General features: G+C 76.4%; 1 protein-coding gene. It reads left to right on the top strand.

Annotation, left to right across the window (positions count from 1 at the left end):
- Window positions 1-2,961 (top strand): Rne/Rng family ribonuclease (locus ACFV0G_RS37785; protein ID WP_380557889.1); only part of this gene is annotated, 2,961 nt, incomplete at both ends.

The following is a 2,961-nucleotide window of genomic DNA, read 5'->3' as shown; positions in this document are numbered from 1 at the left end:
CGCGCGCGCGCCCCCCCCCCCCGACCCGCGCGGCGCGGCGCGGCGGCGCCCCGCCGCGCGCGGGACCCGCGCCCCACCCCGCCCCAGCCCGCGGCCGCCGCGGCGGCGCCGGCCGCGGCCGAGCCCGCCGCCGCGCCGGCCCCCGAGGAGCAGCCGGCCGCCGCCGAGGAGTCCGCCGCACCGGCCCGCCGCACCCGCCGCCGCCGCGTCGTGGCCGAGACCCCGGTCGTGGCGGAGGCCCCGGCCGAGGAGGAGCCCGCGCAGGAGGAGCCCGAGGAGCCCGAGGAGCCGGAGGCGGTCGAGGAGACCGCCGCCGAGGAGCAGCCGGCCGAGGAGCCGGCCGCCGCCCCGGAGACCTCGCACCGGGTCCGCCGCCGGGCCGTCCGCCCGTCCACCGCGATCTTCCAGGCCCCGGTCTTCCAGGAGCCCGCGCCGTACGTCGCGCAGGCGCCCGCCGCGCAGCCCAAGGCGCAGGCCCCGGCCCAGCCCAAGGCCCAGGCCCCCGCCGCTGCGGCGTCGGAGGAAGAGGAGTTCGAGTACAGCGGTGTCGGCCGCCGCCGCCGGGTGCGGACCCAGGTCCGCGTCCAGGCGCCCGCCCGCGCCGCCCAGGTCGAGGCTCCGGCCGAGACCCGTACCGCCGAGACCCGTACCGCCGAGGCCCCGGCGCCCGAGGAGGCCCCCGCGGCCGGCCCGGAGCAGGAGGGCGACTGGGAGGACGACGGCCGTCCGTCCCGTCGCCGCCGCCGGGGCGGCCGCCGTCGCCGCCGCGGCGAGGCGGAGGAGCCGGAGGCCGTGGAGGCCGCCGGCCGCCCGCAGGCCGAGGACGAGGGTGCCGACGAGGAGCCGGAGGAGGACGAGGACGAGCTGGCCGCGGGCCTGTCCTCCTCGCGCCGCCGTCGCCGTCGCCGCCGCCGCAGTGGTGAGGGCGGTGCCGAGCAGGCCGAGACCAGCGAGGACGGCGTCCGTACGGTGGTGAAGGTGCGCGAGCCGCGCCGCCGCTCCACCGAGCCGTCGTTCGACCCGGACGAGGTGCAGTCCATCAAGGGCTCCACCCGTCTGGAGGCGAAGAAGCAGCGCCGCCGCGAGGGCCGCGAGCTGGGCCGCCGCCGGGTGCCGATCATCACCGAGGCCGAGTTCCTGGCCCGCCGCGAGTCGGTCGAGCGCGTCATGGTGGTGCGCCAGAACGGCGAGCGCACCCAGATCGGCGTCCTGGAGGACGGCGTGCTCGTCGAGCACTACGTCAACAAGGAGCAGGCCACCTCGTACGTCGGCAACGTGTACCTGGGCAAGGTGCAGAACGTGCTGCCGTCGATGGAGGCCGCGTTCGTCGACATCGGCAAGGGCCGCAACGCGGTGCTGTACGCCGGTGAGGTCAACTTCGGTGCGCTGGGCGGCCACGGCGGCCCGCGCCGGATCGAGTCGGTGCTGAAGTCCGGCCAGTCGGTGCTGGTGCAGGTCTCCAAGGACCCGATCGGCCACAAGGGCGCCCGGCTGACCAGCCAGATCTCGCTGCCCGGCCGGTACCTGGTCTACGTGCCCGAGGGCTCGATGACCGGCATCAGCCGCAAGCTGCCGGAGAACGAGCGGGCCCGCCTCAAGACGATCCTCAAGAAGATCGTCCCGGACGACGCGGGCGTCATCGTGCGCACCGCCGCCGAGGGTGCCAGCGAGGACGAGCTGACCCGGGACGTGCAGCGCCTCCAGCAGCAGTGGGAGGACATCCAGAAGAAGGCCGCCACCGGCAACGCCCCGGTGCTGCTGTACGGCGAGCCGGACATGACCGTCCGGGTCGTCCGCGACATCTTCAACGAGGACTTCACCAAGGTCATCGTCAGCGGCGCCGAAGCGTGGAGCACCATCCACGACTACGTCTCGCACGTGGCGCCCGACCTCACCGAGCGCCTCCAGCGGTGGACCTCGGACGTCGACGTCTTCGCGACCTACCGCATCGACGAGCAGCTGATGAAGGCGCTGGACCGCAAGGTCTGGCTGCCGAGCGGCGGTTCGCTGGTCATCGACCGCACCGAGGCGATGGTCGTGGTCGACGTCAACACCGGCAAGTTCGTCGGCCAGGGCGGCAACCTCGAGGAGACCGTCACCCGCAACAACATCGAGGCGGCCGAGGAGATCGTCCGCCAGCTGCGGCTGCGCGACCTCGGCGGCATCATCGTGATCGACTTCATCGACATGGTGCTGGAGTCCAACCGCGACCTGGTGCTGCGGCGCCTGCTGGAGTGCCTGGGCCGGGACCGCACCAAGCACCAGGTGGCCGAGGTCACCTCGCTGGGCCTGGTGCAGATGACCCGCAAGCGGGTCGGCCAGGGCCTGCTGGAGTCCTTCTCCGAGCCGTGCGTGCACTGCAACGGCCGCGGCGTCATCGTCCACATGGACCAGCCGCACGCCCACGGCGGCGGTGGCGCCGCCGGGCAGGCCGGCGAGGGCGCCACGGGTGGCAAGCGCCGCCGCCGCGGCAAGGGCGGTGCGGCGCAGGCCGACACCCTGGCCGAGGAGAGCGTGATCGAGGAGGCGGAGGCCGTGGAGGCCGCCGCCGAGGCGGTCGCCGAGGCCGCCCACGCCGTCGAGCAGGTCGAGGCCGCGGTGGTGGAGGCCCTCGCGGCCGAGCCCGTCGTCGAGCAGGCCGCCCCGGTCGAGGCCCCGGCGGCCCCGGCCGGCCGCACCCGCCGCCGTGCGGTGCGCAAGGCGACCGCCCCGGCCGGGGCGCCCGCCGAGGCCGAGATCGTGGTGCTCCAGGCCCGGGCCGAGGCCGCCATGGAGGCCGCGCTGACCGCCGCCGAGCAGCTGCCGACCGCTGAGGAGGCCGCTGAGGAGGCCCCCGAGGCGGTCGCCGAGTCCGCGGCCCCGGAGGCCGAGGAGGCGGCCGAGGCCGTGGAGGGCGCGGAGGACGGGGCGCCGGCGCCGAAGAAGCGCGCCCCGCGCAATGCCGCCGCCCCGAGGACCCGC

Origin of the sequence: Kitasatospora sp. NPDC059571, assembly GCF_042735675.1 — a bacterium.
Classification (GTDB): domain Bacteria; phylum Actinomycetota; class Actinomycetes; order Streptomycetales; family Streptomycetaceae; genus Kitasatospora.
The sequence above is the reverse complement of the archived record's forward strand: the minus strand, read 5'-3'. Positions and strand labels throughout refer to the sequence as shown.